General features: G+C 54.4%; 15 protein-coding genes. 7 read left to right on the forward strand and 8 right to left on the reverse strand.

Annotated features, from left to right (window positions below; genetic code table 11):
* The first annotated feature begins 110 nt into the window (after positions 1-110).
* Together ACOTXL_RS14500 and ACOTXL_RS14505 are read left to right on the forward strand one after the other, a co-directional pair.
* On the forward strand, positions 111-350 hold the full coding sequence (locus ACOTXL_RS14500) for a hypothetical protein (RefSeq protein ID WP_032634437.1): 240 nt from the start codon (positions 111-113) through the stop codon (positions 348-350).
* Complete coding sequence (locus ACOTXL_RS14505; RefSeq protein WP_032634435.1) at positions 350-670, forward strand: hypothetical protein; 321 nt, start codon at positions 350-352, stop codon at positions 668-670. Before ACOTXL_RS14500 ends, ACOTXL_RS14505 begins: the two co-directional genes overlap by 1 nt.
* A gap of 237 nt (positions 671-907) precedes the next feature.
* Here the strand turns inward: ACOTXL_RS14505 and ACOTXL_RS14510 are convergent, their stop codons facing one another.
* Positions 908-2191 carry a YeaH/YhbH family protein gene (locus tag ACOTXL_RS14510; RefSeq protein WP_045350494.1) on the reverse strand — a complete coding sequence of 428 codons (1284 nt, stop codon included), beginning with the start codon at positions 2189-2191 and terminating at the stop codon, positions 908-910.
* Positions 2192-2280: 89 nt separating this feature from the next.
* Positions 2281-4215 (reverse strand): protein kinase YeaG, encoded by a 1935-nt coding sequence (gene yeaG, locus ACOTXL_RS14515; RefSeq protein WP_006809140.1) that lies wholly within the window; start codon positions 4213-4215, stop codon positions 2281-2283.
* Between the two features lie 432 nt (positions 4216-4647).
* Here yeaG and ACOTXL_RS14520 point away from each other — a divergent pair, with 432 nt between their 5' ends.
* Positions 4648-5394, forward strand: coding sequence for a MipA/OmpV family protein (locus ACOTXL_RS14520; protein WP_022650867.1), 747 nt, complete (start codon positions 4648-4650; stop codon positions 5392-5394).
* Positions 5395-5460: 66 nt separating this feature from the next.
* Here ACOTXL_RS14520 and ACOTXL_RS14525 read toward each other — a convergent pair whose 3' ends face one another.
* Both ACOTXL_RS14525 and gapA read right to left on the reverse strand, forming a co-directional pair.
* Positions 5461-6345, reverse strand: coding sequence for a D-hexose-6-phosphate mutarotase (locus ACOTXL_RS14525; protein ID WP_023324474.1), 885 nt, complete (start codon positions 6343-6345; stop codon positions 5461-5463).
* Between the two features lie 74 nt (positions 6346-6419).
* On the reverse strand, positions 6420-7415 hold the full coding sequence (gene gapA / locus ACOTXL_RS14530) for a glyceraldehyde-3-phosphate dehydrogenase (RefSeq protein WP_023324475.1): 996 nt from the start codon (positions 7413-7415) through the stop codon (positions 6420-6422).
* Between the two features lie 341 nt (positions 7416-7756).
* Here gapA and msrB point away from each other — a divergent pair, with 341 nt between their 5' ends.
* The gene (gene msrB, locus ACOTXL_RS14535; protein WP_003857865.1) at positions 7757-8170 is read left to right on the forward strand and encodes a peptide-methionine (R)-S-oxide reductase MsrB; all 414 of its coding nucleotides are present in this window, start codon (positions 7757-7759) and stop codon (positions 8168-8170) included.
* A gap of 41 nt (positions 8171-8211) precedes the next feature.
* Positions 8212-8490 carry a YeaC family protein gene (locus ACOTXL_RS14540; RefSeq protein ID WP_003857863.1) on the forward strand — a complete coding sequence of 93 codons (279 nt, stop codon included), beginning with the start codon at positions 8212-8214 and terminating at the stop codon, positions 8488-8490.
* Positions 8491-8550: 60 nt separating this feature from the next.
* Here the strand turns inward: ACOTXL_RS14540 and ACOTXL_RS14545 are convergent, their stop codons facing one another.
* From ACOTXL_RS14545 to sppA, 4 genes are all read right to left on the reverse strand, one after another.
* A complete protein-coding gene (locus ACOTXL_RS14545; RefSeq protein WP_023324476.1) occupies positions 8551-9807 on the reverse strand; it encodes a glycoside hydrolase family 18 protein in 1257 nt (418 codons plus the stop codon).
* Between the two features lie 219 nt (positions 9808-10026).
* On the reverse strand, positions 10027-10668 hold the full coding sequence (gene pncA, locus ACOTXL_RS14550; RefSeq protein ID WP_023324477.1) for a bifunctional nicotinamidase/pyrazinamidase: 642 nt from the start codon (positions 10666-10668) through the stop codon (positions 10027-10029).
* A gap of 9 nt (positions 10669-10677) precedes the next feature.
* A complete protein-coding gene (gene ansA / locus ACOTXL_RS14555) occupies positions 10678-11694 on the reverse strand; it encodes an asparaginase (protein ID WP_023303507.1) in 1017 nt (338 codons plus the stop codon).
* A gap of 62 nt (positions 11695-11756) precedes the next feature.
* A complete protein-coding gene (gene sppA / locus ACOTXL_RS14560; protein ID WP_032653247.1) occupies positions 11757-13613 on the reverse strand; it encodes a signal peptide peptidase SppA in 1857 nt (618 codons plus the stop codon).
* 167 nt (positions 13614-13780) lie between these two features.
* Between sppA and ACOTXL_RS14565 the strand changes: the two genes are divergently transcribed.
* Positions 13781-14332, forward strand: coding sequence for an NAD(P)H nitroreductase (locus ACOTXL_RS14565; protein ID WP_023324479.1), 552 nt, complete (start codon positions 13781-13783; stop codon positions 14330-14332).
* Between the two features lie 116 nt (positions 14333-14448).
* Positions 14449-15492 (forward strand): selenide, water dikinase SelD, encoded by a 1044-nt coding sequence (gene selD, locus ACOTXL_RS14570; protein ID WP_045350495.1) that lies wholly within the window; start codon positions 14449-14451, stop codon positions 15490-15492.
* Position 15493: the final 1 nt, after the last annotated feature.

Below are 15493 nucleotides of genomic sequence, written 5' to 3' on the forward strand. Positions count from 1 at the left end.
CCGCCAGACACCCAAGGCAGGAGCCCGGTGCGTGAATAGCGCACGCCGGGATCTGTGCGGGGGGTACCCGGTAACGGGTATCCCTACCGCGACATTTTTGTGAGGTAATGATGCCACGCACAGCAGACATAAATGCCGCTTTTATCGCGGCAATAGAGGTTAACCCAAAAGGGTACCGCTATCTACGAACAGACAGCTTCATCAAAAAGCTGCGGGGGTTTAACTGGCACTTCAGCCGTGCAGAAGCAAACACATGGATAGAACGCTATCAACCCGGTTTTGCAGATAAGACAACTGACGGCAGTGATAACAGATACTGGATCCTGCGTAACATGGGGAGAGTTCTCTAATGGGATTTCCTTCACCAGCAACAGACTACATTGAGCGCCGACTAACCCCAGCAATTCTTTGCAATATGGGGGTTGATAGTAGGGTGCTTGAAACGGATGTGGGGTTTGCGGTCATAGAGCCAGCAACGAAAAAGACACCTGGAGATGTGTTGTTAATTCTTTGCGATGGCCACACACAATTTGCCAAGCTGATGGGCAGGGCGCTCATAACTGATGATGGAGAGGCGATAGAAGGTGCAGCGCTGGAGCAGATTGAAGTGCTGGGTAGGGTGACATTCTTCATCAATCGTGCATTAGATGATGATTGCCCCGCAATATAGATAAATTTCCCCAGGCTTCACTGACGAATAACCAGCCATAAGCGGCTGGTTTTTTTGTGTGGTTTTGGTCGGCACGATAGGATTTTTCCTCCATCGCATGATGACCATCCTTAAAGCTCAAAGGAAGTTTTGCATTATCACTTCCTCAAAATCGCATTCCCCAAAATAAAAGCTAAGCGAATGAAAATGCAATAAAATCAGCCAGAAAAACATGGTTAACTGGCTGATTAATAACAATTAATTGGAAGTTGTAGAACTCTGCTTCTGGAACAGTTCCCGGAAGACCGGATAGATGTCATCCTGGTCACGAATGTGCTGCATCGCAAAGTTATCAAACATCTCTTGCAGATGCTCATACTCACGCCATAGCGTCTGGTGGGCGCGACGGGTAATTTCAATGTAGCTGTAGTAACGCACCACCGGCAGGATCTTCTTCGCCAGAATTTCATGACACAGCGGCGAGTCATCCGCCCAGTTATCGCCATCCGATGCCTGCGCGGCGTAGATGTTCCACTGCGCCGGATCGTAGCGCTCCTTCACTACCTCATCCATCAGCTTCAGGGCGCTCGACACGATGGTGCCACCGGTCTCCTGCGAGTAGAAGAACTCATGTTCATCCACCTCTTTCGCCTGAGTGTGATGGCGGATGTAGACCACCTCCACGTTCTTATACGTTCTGCTCAGGAACAAATAGAGCAGAATATAAAAACGCTTAGCCATATCCTTGGTGGCCTGATCCATTGAACCTGACACGTCCATCAGGCAGAACATCACCGCCTGGCTGGAAGGCTCAGGGCGTTTTTCGTAGTTCTTGTAGCGCAGGTCGAACGTGTCGATAAACGGCACCCGGTCGATCTTCGCCCGCAGTTCGGCAATCTCTTTTCGCAGGCGCTCCTCTTCCAGCAGTTGCGCCGGTTCCGTGTTTTCTACTACTTTCAGGCTGGTTTCCAGCTCGCGCAGTTCGCGCCGTTTGCCTGCCGTCATCGCCGTGCGTCGCGCCAGCGAGTTTTGCAGTGAACGCACCACGCTGATGTTGGCGGGCACCCCATTTGCGGTATAGCCCGCACGATGGGTTTTGTATTCGTTGAGTTGACGGTGCTGATTCTTTCTCAGATTCGGCAGGGCCAGATCCTCAAACAGCAGATCGAGATATTCGTCTTTTGAAATCTGGAAGACAAACTCATCCTGGCCTTCTCCGTCCTGGCTGGCTTGCCCCTGACCGCTGCCAGAACCGCCGCCTCCGCCTTGGGGACGCTCGATTCTGTCATTCTGGACGAAGTGGTCATTACCTGGGTGTACACGATGGCGAAGGCCGCCACGCCCCTGATGAAACATCGGTTCGCTGATGTCATCGTTGGGGATGGAGACGGATTCGCCGCTGTCGACGTCGGTCACCGAGCGTTTGTTGATGGCCTCGGAGATCGACTGTTTAATTTGCGCTTTATAACGGCGCAAGAAGCGCTGGCGATTCACCGTGCTCTTGTTTTTGCCGTTAAGACGCCGGTCAATAAACCAGGTCATATATCCCCCGTACTGCATTTGCCAACTTGCAGCGTCCGTAAGTGCCGGACATTTTGTTGGCCCGGTAAGCGCGTTACCGGGCACTTGTTTTAAGACGATTTACGCACGCGCAGATACCATTCACAAAGCAGGCGGACCTGTTTGCGCGTATAGCCTTTTTCCATCATACGGTCGACAAAATCGTCGTGCTTTTTCTGCTCGTCGGTTGAGGTTTTGGCGTTGAACGAGATAACCGGCAACAGCTCTTCCGTGTTAGAGAACATTTTCTTCTCTATAACGGTGCGCAGTTTTTCGTAGCTGGTCCAGTTCGGATTGCGGCCGTTGTTATGCGCTCTGGCGCGCAGCACGAAGTTCACAATCTCGTTTCGGAAGTCTTTCGGGTTGCTGATCCCGGCTGGTTTCTCGATTTTTTCAAGTTCCGCGTTCAGGGATTCACGGTCAAACAGCTGGCCGGTATCCGGGTCGCGATACTCCTGATCCTGGATCCAGAAGTCAGCGTAAGTGACGTACCGGTCGAAGATGTTCTGGCCGTATTCGGAATAGGATTCCAGATAGGCGGTCTGGATCTCTTTGCCAATGAACTCGGCGTATTTCGGGATCAGGTAGCCTTTCAGGAACTCCAGGTAGCGTTCAGCCTGCTCCTGTGGGAACTGTTCACGTTCAATTTGCTGTTCCAGCACGTAGAACAGATGTACCGGGTTGGCGGCCACCTCCGCGTGGTCGAAGTTAAAGACGCGGGAGAGGATCTTAAACGCGAAACGCGTCGACAGACCGTTCATCCCTTCGTCGACCCCGGCGTAATCGCGGTATTCCTGGTACGATTTCGCTTTCGGGTCAGTATCCTTCAGGCTTTCCCCGTCATACACGCGCATTTTTGAGTAGATGCTGGAGTTTTCCGGCTCCTTCAGGCGCGACAGGATCGAGAAGCGCGACAGCGTTTCCAGCGTTCCCGGTGCGCAAGGGGCATGGACCAGCTCACTGTGGTTGAGCAATTTTTCGTAAATCTTGATCTCCTCGGAGATCCGCAGGCAATAAGGCACTTTGACGATGTACACACGGTCAAGGAACGCCTCATTGTTTTTGTTGTTACGGAAGGTCACCCATTCAGATTCGTTAGAGTGGGCAAGGATAATCCCGTTAAACGGCAGGGCGGAAATACCTTCCGTCCCGTTGTAGTTCCCCTCCTGGGTGGCGGTCAGCAGCGGATGCAGCACTTTGATCGGTGCTTTAAACATCTCGACGAATTCCATAATCCCCTGGTTGGCACGGCACAGCGCACCGGAATAGCCGTAGGCATCTGGGTCGTTTTGCGCGTGATGCTCCAGCTTACGGATATCGACTTTACCCACCAGCGCCGAGATATCCTGGTTGTTCTCGTCACCGGGTTCTGTTTTGGCAATGGCGATCTGCTCGAGGATAGACGGCCACACTTTCACGACGCGGAATTTGGTGATGTCCCCGCCAAACTCGTGCAGACGTTTTGCCGCCCACGGCGACATGATCGTACCGAGATAGCGATGCGGAATGCCAAACTCTTTTTCCAGAATTTGCGCATCCTCTTGCGGATTAAACAGGCACAGCGGATGGTCATTGACCGGGCTGCGCTCGCCGTTGGCGCTCAGCACATAGATCGGCACGCGCTGCATCAGCGCTTTCAGCCGTTCAGCCAGGGAGGATTTACCCCCACCGACAGGACCCAGCAGGTAAAGGATCTGCTTCTTCTCTTCCAGCCCCTGAGCGGCATGCTTCAGGTAGGAGACGATCTGCTCAATGGCATCTTCCATGCCATAGAACTCTTCAAACGCCGGGTATCGGGCGACCACCCGATTCGAAAAGAGACGGGAAAGCCGTGGCTCCAGGGCAGTATCAACCATGTTTGGCTCACCAATAGCCATCAATAGCCGTTCTGCCGCATTGGCATAGGCACTGCGATCTTGCCGACAAATGGTAAGAAACTCCTGCAGTGTGAACTCTTCGTCCTTGGCAGCTTCGTAGCGCTGGCGATAGTGATCGAATATATTCATGGCATGCCGTCCTTTCGTTTTTTAGCACAGGATAAGAGCCGTTCGTATGAGTAGTGGAGGCTCCCGGAAGAGAATTTTTCGCACCTCACTGCCAGAGCAGCAACCTGTGTGCCAGGTCGAAGGCTATGAACCGCAGGGTGTTCAGCAAAACCTCTTCTTAAATTAAAGCGTAGATGGCAATTGCAAAACTTGCATACGGATAAAATCTACTTTCAATGACATATCAATAACTCATCCAAAAATTTCCACTGCGGTTATAAGCGAAAAGCGGGTTTTTCATTTATCGGTCACATAAATGAAAGCGGGATGTCATCTGAAAAATGAAAAATAACGGGTTAATCAAACGGATTAGTGCGCAAAAAATTTTGGGATGTACGGGAATGGCGGTTACACTTCACCCGCTGATTATTTGACTACAGGAAAGAATGGATTGTGACCAAACTCAAACTTCTGGCATTGGGCATCCTTGCCGCTACCGCAGCGAGCACCGTACAGGCTGAGAGCCAGTGGACTGTTGGCGCGGGTGCTGGCGTGATTAACAGCCCGTACAAGCAGTATGACCGCGACGTTTATCCTGTCCCCGTTGTCACCTATGAAGGCGATAACTTCTGGTTCCGTGGGTTGGGCGGCGGCTACTATCTGTGGAACGATACGGCCGATAAGCTCTCCATCATGGCCTATTACGACCCAACGCACTTTAAACCAGGCGACAGCGACAGCAATGCGCTTCGTCAACTGGACAAACGCAGAAGCTCACTGATGGCGGGGCTTTCTTACGTCCATAATACCGAGTATGGCTTCCTGCGCACTGCGCTGGCGGGCGATACCCTGGACAACAGCAACGGCTTCATCTGGGATCTGGCGTGGCTTTACCGCTATACCAACGGCGCAGTGACGCTGACGCCGGGTATCGGTGTGCAGTACAGCAGCGAAAATTACAACGACTACTACTATGGCGTGTCTAAAGCGGAGTCTCGCCGCAGTGGTTTGAATAGCTACAGCGCGGATGATGGCTGGGACCCGTACCTGGAACTCACCGCATCGTATAACTTCCTCGGTGACTGGAATGTGTACGGTACTGGCCGTTACATTCGTCTGAGCGATGAAGTGAAAGACAGCCCGATGGTCGACAAGTCCTGGTCTGGCATCTTCTCTGTAGGTGTGACCTACAAGTTCTGACCAGAACGTAATGCATTAAAACGGGGCGCTTGCGCCCCGTTTGTTTTTTATGATGCCTGAACAATATTAGCGCTTCACAATCTTGATCGTCTGGCCTAAGCGGGACGGTTTTTCTTCGCTGGTTTTCTGCGGCGCGGTCACGCACGCGGTTTCCACGCAGACGAAGGTCTTGTAACCGTCATCCGGGATATCCGCCATGCTGACGGAAAGGGCAGGGCCCGGGTTCCAGCCCACTACGTTGCTGTGGTGGTGATGAACCACATCAATACCGCGGTTCAGCGCGCTGTCGTGGATGACGCTACAGGCTTCCGGGTGCAGGTATACGCGGTCGGTACGATCCGGGAAAGTCTGCACGCCGTCGTCCAGCTTGCCTTCTTTCGCGTTATCCACTTTGTCGATAAAGGTATCGCCAAGTCCGCTCACCTTAACGGCCTGAATGTCGCCTACGTTGAAATAGGTGTGCAGGGCGGACGTTGTTTCGAATTCGCCGTGCGCTTCCAGTTCAATCTCGCAGGTTTTACCCAGCTTGAAGCGGGCATACAGGGTGAATTCATGTGGCCACAGGGCGCGCGTTTCATCATTCGCCTGGAGCTCAAAGGTCAACACCGCGCCGTTTTCATCTTCGTTGTGGGCTTTCAGCGTCCACTGCTGGTTACGGGCGAAACCGTGAGACGGTAATCCCTGCTGCGCTGACGGGCCAAACCATGGCCAGCAAATCGGTACGCCGCCGCGGATCGCCGCCCCTCTTTTGAACGAGGTGGCCTCGCTTAGCCACAGGCCTTCTTCTTCACCTTCTGGTTTCCAGGAGAGCAGGTGGGCGCCGTTGAGCGCGACGGAGGCTTTAACGCGCGGATGATCAACGACGATGATATCGGCACCGTCAATCTGACGGCGGGAGAGCACAGGGGTAAGTTGTTCGACTACCGGAAGTGCAAAAATTTTATTAATCATTAAGCAATCCTCTGTCTAAAAACAATAAAAAAGGCGACCGAAGTCGCCTTTTAGGATCAAGCACTCATCTCAACTTATTTGGAGATGTGAGCGATCAGGTCCAGTACTTTGTTAGAGTAGCCAGTTTCGTTGTCGTACCAGGAAACCAGTTTCACGAAGTTGTCGTTCAGTGCGATACCTGCTTTAGCATCGAACACGGAAGTGCACACTTCGCCGTTGAAATCGGTAGATACAACGTCGTCTTCGGTGTAACCCAGAACGCCTTTCATTGGGCCTTCGGAAGCAGCTTTGATTGCTTTCTTAATTTCTTCATAAGAAGCAGCTTTTTCCAGACGAACGGTCAGGTCAACAACGGATACGTTAGGAGTTGGAACGCGGAACGCCATACCAGTCAGTTTGCCATTCAGTTCTGGCAGTACTTTACCTACTGCTTTAGCAGCACCGGTAGAAGATGGGATGATGTTCTGAGCCGCGCCACGGCCGCCGCGCCAGTCTTTGTGAGACGGGCCATCAACGGTTTTCTGAGTAGCGGTGGTTGCGTGAACGGTAGTCATCAGACCTTCGATGATGCCGAAGTTGTCGTTGATAACTTTAGCCAGCGGTGCCAGGCAGTTGGTGGTGCAGGATGCGTTGGAAACGATGTCCTGGCCAGCGTAAGTTTCAAAGTTTGCACCGCGAACGAACATTGGGGTGTTGTCTTTGGAAGGACCAGTCAGAACAACTTTCTTCGCACCCGCAGTGATGTGTTTACGTGCAGTTTCGTCGGTCAGGAAGATACCGGTAGCTTCAGCTACAACGTCAACACCGATTTCGTTCCATTTCAGGTTAGCTGGGTCTTTCTCAGCAGTAACGCGGATGGTTTTGCCGTTAACAACCAGGTGGCCGTCTTTCACTTCAACGGTGCCGTCGAAACGACCGTGAGTTGAGTCGTACTTCAGCATGTACGCCATGTATTCAGCGTCCAGGAGATCGTTGATACCAACGATTTCGATGTCAGAACGTTCCTGAGCAGCACGGAAAACAATACGGCCGATACGGCCAAAACCGTTGATACCTACTTTGATAGTCATATATTCCACCAGCTATTTGTTAGTGAATAAAAGGTTGCCTGTAAAATTACAAAAACCTTACGCAGCGTCAAGCGGAATCGTGTCAATCATTGCGACAAATCAATCCTGTGACTAACGTTTGTGCGACTGACTCGCCTCACTTTCCCTTTGAGCTAGCAACCACATGGGGGCTGCGCCCGGAATTTTAAAGGCCTCGCAGGATTAAAATGTGAAATTGATCACAATTGCCTGACCGCCTTTTCGCGACACATAAGTTTAGAACAAAAGTGCACGCGCGGGTGTTAATGTTTTGTTAGAATCTGGGTTAAAAGATGTCTGTTTCAACAGCGAGATGTAAGCATATGTCGAACCAACGTAACCCCGACGATTTGAAAAAAAACCTTACAGAGATGCAGTTTTACGTGACGCAAAATCACGGCACAGAACCGCCGTTTTCCGGGCGTTTGCTGCACAATAAACGGGAAGGCGTCTACCACTGCCTGGTGTGTGATGCACCGCTGTTTAACTCCCAGACGAAGTACGATTCTGGCTGCGGCTGGCCGAGTTTTTACGAGCCTGTCAGCGATGATGCGATCCGCTACCTGACGGACACCTCGCACGGCATGGTGCGCACCGAAATTCGTTGCGGGAACTGCGACGCCCATCTCGGGCATGTCTTCCCGGATGGCCCGCAGCCGACGGGGGAGCGTTTCTGCGTAAATTCGGCTTCCATGAGCTTTACCGATGATGAAAACGGCGACCAGACCAAGGGTTGAAAAAACGATTCAGCAAATTATTCCTTTGAAAGGGAGAGATCATGAATATTGATGACATGATTGCAGGTATGACCCCGGAGGTTTATCAGCGTCTGGTGACGGCCGTTGAGCTGGGAAAATGGCCGGACGGTGTGGCGCTCACACCTGAGCAAAAAGAGAACAGCTTGCAGCTGGTGATGCTGTGGCAGGCGCGTCACAATACCGACGCCCAGCACATGACCATCGACACTAACGGTCAGATGGTGATGAAAAGCAAGCGCGAGTTGAAAGAAGACTTCGGCATCACGCCGAAGCCGATTGCGACGATGAAAATGCAATAACGGTGCGGGTTTATGCCCTCACCCAACCCTCTCCCAAAGGGAGAGGGCTTGATTGTCTTACTACTGATGCGGGATCCCAAGCGACTCCGCCAGCTGTTTCGCGAGCTGGTTTTCGTCGTCAGCCCCATACTCCCAGAACATGGCGCCGGCAAGTCCTTTCTCCTTGATGTAATCCGCTTTGATCGCCACGGAGCGCGGGTTCTCATAGGAAATCGCAAACAGCGCCTTCCCGTCGGCGGATTTCACCGACAGCCACGGCACCTTCGCCTGTTCGTCCCAGTGCTCGGTAAAGCGTTTTTGCGGATCGTTCAGCAGCTTGCGGACGATATCGTTGTATTTCACATAGGTATCTTTGGTCAGATCATAGCCAAGCGATTTGAACAGGCTCAGTTCCTGCGGCCCGAAGTAGGGCTGCGTCACCGGATTGTTTTGCGCGTCTGGTTTGCTCCAGTCGATCCCTGGCTCTACGGCACGTTTCGGCACGCGCCCATAGAAACCAATTCCGAGATTCATCTGCTGCGGCTTCAGCCCGGCGGCCAGATAGTTATTCACCACAAACTCGACGCTGTATTTGTCTGCGGCAGCTACCGTTGGCCAGTCGCTGGAGTCATACAGATTCGCGTTAAAATACTGAGTACCGTACGCCATGTCGTAGGTCATCAGGTTGATGTAATCAAGCAGGGGGGCAATGGCTTTCACATCCACCCAGCTTTTCGGACTTTCCGCATTCGCGCCCACCGCAATCGTGACCAGCTTTTTCTTACCAAACGCGTCACGCATCTCTTTTAACAGCGCGGTGAAATTATCCCGGTCGGCAGGGGTGCTTTCGACAAGTCCCCACGCGCCGTTGACCGGATATTCCCAGTCCAGGTCGATCCCGTCCAGGCCGTATTTACTGACGATCTCCTGCGCGGAGCGAATAAACACCGCGCGACTCTCTTTGGTTGCCGCTGCGCCAGAAAATCCTCGCGCGCCCCAGCCGCCAACGGAAAGCAGGACTTTCAGGTTCGGGTTTTGTTTACGAAGCTGAGGAAGTAACGCCAGATCGGATGCCACCTTGGGTGATAACCAGATTTGATGCAGTTTTGCCGGATCTTTCAGCGCGGCGTTGGTTTCGTCTTTCTCGTTGTTATAGACCAGACCAAACGAGTAGTTGAGGTGGGTGATCTGGCGGACGTCGAGTTTATGAATATCGCCACCCGGTCCGGCGGTAACATCGCCACCCCCATTGAAGTAGCCCACGGACATCAGGGGCGCGGCGGAAGCCAGTGACGCGCAAAGCAAGGGTAATGCTGCCAGCAAGGGCAAACGTTTCATATAAGTTCCTCTTTGACTGAATAAAAATAACCACGCCACAGAAAAGGCGTGGCGAAAAAACAGCCTGAAGAGAATAGCATCGCCGTTTCGCTTGTGATGCGAGGGAGTTCACTTTATGGGGATTGGGGAAGAAATGCCGGGTGGCGCTGACGCTTACCCGGCCTACAAAACCAGAGAAAGTAGGCCGGGTAAGGCTAAGCCGTCACCCGGCTAAAAAGCTTACGCCTGCGTCTCCATCCAGTCAGCCAGCGTATACAGCGTTGCGCCTTCTGCTGCCATATCCATAAACGCCTGAGCGCTGTCCTGCGGCTGAATATTTACCCCGCGACAGCCGTCGGTGATGACATTCACGGTATAGCCCAACTGGAGCGCATCCAGCACGGTGAACTTCACGCAGTAATCCGTCGCCAGGCCCAGCACAATCAGCTCGGTGATCTCATGGTGGCGTAACCACGCGTCCAGCGCCGTCTTCTGGCGGTGACCGTTATCAAAGAACGCGCTGTAGCTGTCGATGATTGGGTTTTCACCTTTGTGGAACACCGCGTCGATGGCCTTCTGGTTCAGCAGCGGATGCAGCTCAGCGCCCTCCGTCTGCTGCACGCAGTGATCGGGCCAGAAGGTTTGCGCCAGCCCGTCCAGATCGCCCTGGCTGTAAGGCTCAACGTTGTGCTGGCTGGCAAAGCTGCCGTGGTTTGCCGGATGCCAGTCCTGACTCGCCACCACCGCTTCACCACGAGCTTTACACCACGCAATCAGCGAATTCGCGACGTCTACGGTGCTGTCGCCTTCCGCGACGGCCAGCGCACCACCCGCACAGAAATCATTTTGCAAATCGACCAGTAACAGGGCGCGTTGCTTCATGGGATCTCCTTATTCGTCCGGCGTCAGTTCACCGCGCAGGTTTTGCATCATGGCGCGGCGAATGGAATCAATATCCAGATCCTGACTCAGTAAATAGTGAAGTTTAGTCAGCGTTGCCTCAACGGTCATATCGAAACCACTTATCACGCCTGCGTGAGCCAGAGCATTACCGGTGGCGTAGCCGCCCATATTGACCTTGCCGGACATACACTGGGTGAGGTTGACCACCACAATCCCGCGATCGCTCGCCTCCTGAAGCTCTTTCAGGAACTCACCGTTCTGCGGGGCGTTACCCACACCATAGGAGCGCAGGATCAGCGCCTTCACCGGCTGGCGCAGGAAGTTGCGCACCACGTCGGCGGAAATACCCGGATAAATCGTCACCACGCCGATCGGCTGCGGGGTGATCGGGTGAACGATCAGTTCGCCTGCGGTATTTGGTGCGGGCGGCGTGCCCAGACGACGGATATGGATCCCCGCTTCCAGCAGCGGTTGCAGGTTAGGTGAGGCAAAAGCGTCAAAGCCATCGGCGTGCGCTTTAGTGGTACGGTTCCCGCGGTACAGTCGGTTGTTGAAGAAAAGCGTTACCTCGTTGATCGGGTAATTAGCGGCCACGTACAGAGAGTTAAGCAGGTTGATCTGCCCGTCTGAACGCAGTTCCGCCAGCGGGATCTGCGAACCGGTCACGATGACGGGCTTGCTCAGGTTCTCCAGCATGAAGGAGAGCGCCGAGGCGGTGAACGCCATGGTGTCGGTACCGTGAAGGATCACGAAGCCGTCGTACTGGTCGTAATGGGCTTTAATATCATCCGCAATATGCTGCCAGTCTTCCGGCGTCATGTCGGAGGAGTCCATCAGCGGCTCATATTCGTGGATGGTAAAGTCCGGCATTTCCGGACGGTGAAATTCAGGCATCAGCGCCAGCTGGCGCTGCAAGTGGCCGGAAACCGGGATATAGCCATTTTCTGAGCGCTGCATACCGATGGTACCGCCGGTATAGGCGACATATATTGATTTCTTCTGCATGGTAATGAGTTCTTGTTCTTCAAAAGAAAAAATCCCCTCTTCACGGGAAGAGGGGACGGTTTTTAACGCACGTTCGCGCAGGTCAGGCAAAACGCGTAACGGCTCTGTGGATCATTAAAGGCTGCGAGCTTGTCGCTCTCCGCTTTCATGGCTTTCGCCGCGGTCGCCACCGGGGCCGGCAGATAAGCCTGAAGCGCGTCCGGCAGCATGGCACGGACGGAGCCGGACATGCTGTCCATGACCATATCGAAGAACGTCGGTTCGTCCTGATAATAGTCCACGTGCCACTGCTTGAGCTTCGCCAGCTCCGCCGCTTTCTTCACGGCGTCGTCGAAGTCACCCAGGCTGTCTACCAGACCGTTGCTCTTCGCATCCTGGCCGGTCCAGACGTGGCCCTGCGCGATCTGGTCAATCTGGTCTGGCGTCTTTTTACGGGAGTCCGCAACCAGCGTGATGAAACGTTTATAGCCACTCTCAATGCTGAGCTGCATCATCTCAGACACCTCAGGCGGCAGGGATTTGGTAACGGACACGTCTGCCAGCGGCGAGGTGGAAACGCCGTCGGTGTGGACGCCGAGATAATCCAGGCTGTTCTCAACGGTGTTGATCACACCGAAGATGCCAATCGAGCCGGTCAGCGTGCTTGGGTTAGCCACGATGTAGTTGGCTGGCGTCGAGATCCAGTACCCCCCGGAAGCCGCCATGCCGCCCATCGAGACCACTACCGGCTTGCCTGCGGCGCGCGCGGCGGCCAGTTCAGCACGGATCACTTCAGAGGCGCTGACGCTGCCGCCAGGGCTGTTCACCCTCAGGACAATTGCCTTCACTTTCGGATCCAGGCGCGCATCGCGGATCTGCGACGCGGTGGTGTCCCCGCCGACGTTCCCCGGCGTTTCTTCCCCGTCCATAATGGCCCCGTTAGCAAACACCACGGCGATGCTGTCACCGCTGTCGTCCGGCTTTTTCGCGGCGTAGTCATACATGCTGATGGCGCTGTAGTTTTTATCCTCTTTACTCCAGCCGAACTGTTTGGTCAGCGCTTTTTCAATTTCAGCGCTGGAACCCAGCTGATCGACCAGTTTGTTATCAAGCGCGTATTTCGCTGTATCGCCGTCCACCTTGCGCAGGCCGTCCAGCACGCCGCGCGCGCCCGGAAAGACCTGCTCAGCGGTAATCTGACGGTTAGCGGCAATGGTGCCGAGGTAGTTCTGCCACAGCTCGCCAATCCAGCGGCTGTCCGCTTCACGAGCGGCAGGGGACATATCATCGCGGATAAACGGCTCCACGGCGGATTTATAGGTCCCGACGCGGAAGACGTGGGTAGTGACCTTCAGCTTGTCGAGCAGCGATTTGTAGTACAGACCGTTAGTGGCGAAGCCATGCAGATCGACCGTGCCCTGTGGCGAAAGCCAGATCTTATTGGCAAAGCTCGCCAGATAATATTGCCCCTGGGTGTAGCTGTCGCCAATGGCAATAACCGGTTTACCGCTGTCGCGAAATTCGCGCAGCGCTTTACCGATGTACTGCATTGACGGCTGATCGGCGCCGGCAAAATCTTTCAGGTCCAACACGATACCGGTAATGTTACGATCGTCTTTGGCCTGACGGATGGTGTCGACAATATCAAACAAGGAGTTTTCCTGGAGACGGTCTGACGTTGCGCCGAACAGCTGGCGGCCAATCACGCCCAGACGGTTGCTGGTCGATGGCTTATCAACAATCACCCCGGTGATATCGAGTAACAGTGCGCCGCGCGTCGAATGCTGCGACTGGTTTGCGTTGCTGATATGCATCCAGATACCAGCGCATACCAGGACCAGGAAGATGAAAAAGATGTTCATCACCAGGTTGCGGACGAAGTTGAGCAGTCGCCACGTCCATTTAAAGAAACCGGCAAAGATTCGCCAAAGGGTTCGCATGTATTCTCCCTAACCAGAAAAGGACTGTTTCCGTCGCCACGGGACGGTAATGTGCGGTTATCGTAATGACCCAACCGCCACTTGTCAGCAGGAATCGCCTGCCACGCTGTAACAAATTCTGCTGTCGTGTTAATTTTGTGAGTAAATTTCATGAAAGGAGTTAACCAATGGACGCACTTGAACTGCTTGTTAACCGTCGTAGCGCTTCCCGCCTGGCCGAACCGGCACCCGTCGGCGAGCAGCTGGAAAACATTCTGCGTGCCGGAATGCGTGCGCCGGACCATGGCACATTGCAGCCGTGGCACTTCTTTATTATTGAAGGCGAAGGGCGCGGCCGCTTCAGCCAGCTGCTGGAGCAGGGGGCTGTTGCCGCAGGCCAGGATGAGAAGGGGATTGATAAAGCCCGCAACGCGCCATTCCGTGCGCCGATGATCATCGCGGTAGTCGCAAAATGCCAGGCCGATCATAAAGTGCCGGTCTGGGAGCAGGAGATGTCTGCCGGTTGCGCGGTAATGGCAATGCAAATGGCCGCCGTCGCGCAGGGCTTCAATGGCATCTGGCGCACCGGACCGCTGACCGAAAGTTCGGTCGTGCGTGATGGCTTTGCCTGTGGCGAGCACGATAAAATTGTCGGCTTCCTCTATCTCGGCACCCCGCAGCTTAAAGCCTCCAGCACCATCAGCGTGCCGGACACCACGCCTTTCGTCAGCCGTTTTTAATTACCCGCGCTAAACTGTCTGGATTCTGAGCATCCGCCGCAGAATTCAGACAGTCATACTTACCTCTTTATGGAATGAGCGCTACCATAGCGCGATTGAGATGACAGGAGACGTCCATGAGCGAGCAAACCATTCGTTTAACGCAATACAGCCACGGAGCCGGTTGCGGTTGTAAAATTTCCCCGAAAGTGCTGGAGACCATCCTGCACAGTGAGCAGGCGAAGTTTGTCGACCCGAACCTGCTTGTCGGTAACGAAACGCGTGACGATGCAGCGGTTTATGACTTAGGTAACGGCACCAGCATTATCAGCACCACTGACTTTTTTATGCCGATTGTCGACAACCCATTCGACTTCGGACGCATTGCGGCCACCAACGCCATCAGCGATATCTTTGCGATGGGCGGTAAACCGATCATGGCGATCGCCATTCTGGGCTGGCCGATTAACAACCTCCCGCCTGAGATTGCCCGCGACGTGATCGAAGGCGGACGCTTTGCCTGCCAGCAGGCGGGTATTGCCCTGGCCGGTGGTCACTCTATCGATGCGCCGGAGCCGATCTTCGGCCTGGCCGTCACCGGCGTGGTGCCCACCGAACGCGTGAAGCGCAACAGCACGGCGCAACCGGGCTGCAAACTGTTCCTCACCAAGCCGCTGGGCATTGGCGTACTGACCACTGCCGAGAAGAAATCCCTGCTGAAGCCCGAGCATATCGGTCTGGCAACGGAAGTGATGTGTCAGATGAACCTCGCCGGTGCGGCATTCGCCAATATCGACGGCGTGAAGGCCATGACCGACGTGACCGGATTTGGTCTGCTGGGGCACCTCTCTGAAGTGTGTCAGGGCGCGGGCGTGCAGGCGCAGATCTGGTATCAGGATGTGCCGAAACTGCCGGGCGTGGAAGAGTACATTGCTCAGGGCGCGGTGCCGGGCGGGACGCAGCGCAACTTCGCCAGCTACGGCCATTTAATGGGCGAAATGCCGGAAGCATGGCGTAACCTGCTGTGCGATCCGCAAACCTCCGGCGGTCTGCTGCTGGCGGTGACGCCGGAAGCTGAAGCTGACGTTCAGGCGACGGCTGCCGAGTTTGGCATCACCCTGACGGCCATTGGCGAGCTGGTGACCGCCCGCGGTGGCCGCCCGATGATTGAGATCCGTTAAT

Origin of the sequence: Enterobacter cloacae complex sp. IR5402, from assembly GCF_049238125.1 — a bacterium.
GTDB lineage: Bacteria > Pseudomonadota > Gammaproteobacteria > Enterobacterales > Enterobacteriaceae > Enterobacter > Enterobacter hormaechei_C.

What these genes read in the sequence shown, in the direction of transcription:
- ACOTXL_RS14500 (WP_032634437.1), top strand. Translation starts at nt 111, where the DNA reads ATGCCACGCACAGCAGACATAAATGCCGCTTTTATCGCGGCAATAGAG.
- ACOTXL_RS14505 (WP_032634435.1), top strand. Translation starts at nt 350, where the DNA reads ATGGGATTTCCTTCACCAGCAACAGACTACATTGAGCGCCGACTAACC.
- ACOTXL_RS14510 (WP_045350494.1), bottom strand. Translation starts at nt 2,191, where the DNA reads ATGACCTGGTTTATTGACCGGCGTCTTAACGGCAAAAACAAGAGCACG.
- yeaG (WP_006809140.1), bottom strand. Translation starts at nt 4,215, where the DNA reads ATGAATATATTCGATCACTATCGCCAGCGCTACGAAGCTGCCAAGGAC.
- ACOTXL_RS14525 (WP_023324474.1), bottom strand. Translation starts at nt 6,345, where the DNA reads ATGATTAATAAAATTTTTGCACTTCCGGTAGTCGAACAACTTACCCCT.
- gapA (WP_023324475.1), bottom strand. Translation starts at nt 7,415, where the DNA reads ATGACTATCAAAGTAGGTATCAACGGTTTTGGCCGTATCGGCCGTATT.
- msrB (WP_003857865.1), top strand. Translation starts at nt 7,757, where the DNA reads ATGTCGAACCAACGTAACCCCGACGATTTGAAAAAAAACCTTACAGAG.
- ACOTXL_RS14540 (WP_003857863.1), top strand. Translation starts at nt 8,212, where the DNA reads ATGAATATTGATGACATGATTGCAGGTATGACCCCGGAGGTTTATCAG.
- ACOTXL_RS14545 (WP_023324476.1), bottom strand. Translation starts at nt 9,807, where the DNA reads ATGAAACGTTTGCCCTTGCTGGCAGCATTACCCTTGCTTTGCGCGTCA.
- pncA (WP_023324477.1), bottom strand. Translation starts at nt 10,668, where the DNA reads ATGAAGCAACGCGCCCTGTTACTGGTCGATTTGCAAAATGATTTCTGT.
- ansA (WP_023303507.1), bottom strand. Translation starts at nt 11,694, where the DNA reads ATGCAGAAGAAATCAATATATGTCGCCTATACCGGCGGTACCATCGGT.
- sppA (WP_032653247.1), bottom strand. Translation starts at nt 13,613, where the DNA reads ATGCGAACCCTTTGGCGAATCTTTGCCGGTTTCTTTAAATGGACGTGG.
- ACOTXL_RS14565 (WP_023324479.1), top strand. Translation starts at nt 13,781, where the DNA reads ATGGACGCACTTGAACTGCTTGTTAACCGTCGTAGCGCTTCCCGCCTG.
- selD (WP_045350495.1), top strand. Translation starts at nt 14,449, where the DNA reads ATGAGCGAGCAAACCATTCGTTTAACGCAATACAGCCACGGAGCCGGT.